The 2,126-nt window shown below is 72.5% G+C and carries 2 protein-coding genes; both read left to right on the top strand.

The features are described from left to right. Positions 1-6 precede the first annotated feature (6 nt). A complete protein-coding gene (locus tag VR44_RS37360; RefSeq protein WP_094192168.1) occupies positions 7-672 on the top strand; it encodes a DUF1707 SHOCT-like domain-containing protein in 666 nt (221 codons plus the stop codon). Between the two features lie 97 nt (positions 673-769). After that, positions 770-2,083 carry a DUF445 domain-containing protein gene (locus VR44_RS37365; RefSeq protein ID WP_045952119.1) on the top strand — a complete coding sequence of 438 codons (1,314 nt, stop codon included), beginning with the start codon at positions 770-772 and terminating at the stop codon, positions 2,081-2,083. The last annotated feature ends 43 nt before the right edge of the window (positions 2,084-2,126 follow it).

Raw genomic sequence — 2,126 nt, forward strand, 5'->3', positions numbered from 1 at the left:
CTGTCCATGAGGGCGTCGGACGCCGACCGCGAGCGGGTCGTCGAGCGACTCCGTGACGCCGTTGCCGAGGGCCGGCTCGACATGGAGGAGTTCGAGGAGCGGCTGGAGGCGGCGTACAAGTCGCGTACCTACGCCGAACTCGAACCCCTGACCAGGGACCTTCCGGCCCCCGAGTCCTCCTCGGCCCTCTCCTACGCCCCCGGCCCCGTCTCCGCCACCTCGTCGTCCTGGCAGTCCCGCATCGGCGGTACGTCGGCCTCCTCGTCGGCGGTCGCGATCATGTCGGGATTCCAGCGCAAGGGGCGCTGGACGGTGCCCGCGCAGTTCAACGCCGTGGCCTTCTGGGGCGGCGGCGAGCTCGACCTGCGGGAGGCCGACTTCGCGGCGCGCGAGGTGGTCATCACGTGCGTGGCCATCATGGGCGGCATAGAGATCACCGTCCCGCCGGGCGTCGAGGTCGACGTACGGGGCATCGGCATCATGGGCGGTTTCGACCAGGGCAGGTCCCTGGAGAACCGCCCGGAACCGGGGGCTCCGCGGGTGGTCGTGAACGGCCTCGCCTTCTGGGGCGGGGTGGCGGTCAAGGTCAAGGCGCCGAAGCCGCCGAAGCAGCCGAAGCGGCTGAAGGACGGCAGGAAGCCGGTCGACGGCGAGGTCCGCAAGGAGCTGTAGTCCGCCCCCGCCTGCGGCGCGCCGGGAACTCCCGGGCCCTCCCGGGAGTCGGATGCTATGCAGACAAAACCGGCCATCGGGGGAAGGCAGGAGCACCATGAGGGAACCAGGACCGGCAGCGCCACCCGCACCACCCGCCCGCGGCGCGTTCGTCTTCAACGAGGCGGACGAGGAGCGGCGGCGCGCCGTCCGCCGGATGAAGACCACCGCGACGGGTCTGCTGATGGTCGTCGCCGTGGTCTACGTCCTGGCGAAATGCGCCCAGCAGGCCTGGGGCGCGGGCGGCTGGGCCGGGTACGTCGCCGCCGCCGCGGAGGCCGGCATGGTCGGCGCGCTCGCGGACTGGTTCGCGGTGACGGCCCTCTTCCGCCGCCCCCTGGGGCTGCCCATCCCCCACACGGCGATCATCCCCACGAAGAAGGACCAGCTGGGGGTCTCGCTCGGGGAGTTCGTGGGCGAGAACTTCCTCTCCGCGGACGTCGTCCGGGCCCGGCTGCACGCCCTGGGCATCGGCGGCCGCCTCGGCGCCTGGCTGGCCGAGCCCGAACACGCCGACCGGGTCACGGCGGAACTGTCCGCCGCGCTCCGCGGCGCCCTGACCGTACTGCGCGACTCCGACGTGCAGGCCGTGGTCGGCGAGGCCATCACCCGGCGGGCGGAGGCGGCGGAGATCGCACCGGGCCTCGGCAAGACCCTGGAGCGCGTCGTCGCCGACGGCGGGCACCGCCGCGCGGTCGACCTGATCTGCGCCAAGGCCCACGACTGGCTGGTCACCCACGGGGACTCGGTCATGGACGCGGTCCAGGGCGGCGCCCCCGGCTGGACCCCGCGCTTCGTCGACCGCAAGATCGGCGACCGGGTGTACAAGGAGCTGCTCCGCTTCGTCACGGAGATGCGCGACATGCCCGGCCATCCGGCGCGCGGGGCGGTGGACCGCTTCCTGACGGACTTCGCCGCGGACCTCCAGTCGGACACGGAGACGCGGGCCCGGGTGGAACGGCTGAAGTCGGAGGTCCTGGCGCGGGGCGAGGTGCAGGACGTGATCGCGTCGGCGTGGACGGCGGTCCGCTCGATGATCATCTCGGCGGCGGAGGACGAACGCAGCGAACTGCGCCTGCGCGTCCGCTCCACCCTGATGTCCCTGGGCGCCCGCCTGGCGACGGACGGCCGCCTGCAGGCGAAGGTGGAGGGCTGGATCGAGGGCGCGCTGGTCTACGTGGTCACCACGTACCGCACGGAGATCACCTCCCTGATCACGGACACGGTGGCCGCCTGGGACGCGGAACACACCTCCCGCAAGATCGAGGCCCACATCGGCCGCGACCTCCAGTTCATCCGCATCAACGGCACGGTGGTCGGCGCCCTGGCGGGCCTGCTGATCTACACGGTGTCCCGGGCCCTGGGCGGCTAGGTCGTCTCTTCCGGATCTTGCTCCCCCAGCTACCGCTGGGAGG

The sequence above is a fragment of the Streptomyces katrae genome (genome assembly GCF_000966975.1).
Lineage (GTDB): Bacteria > Actinomycetota > Actinomycetes > Streptomycetales > Streptomycetaceae > Streptomyces > Streptomyces katrae.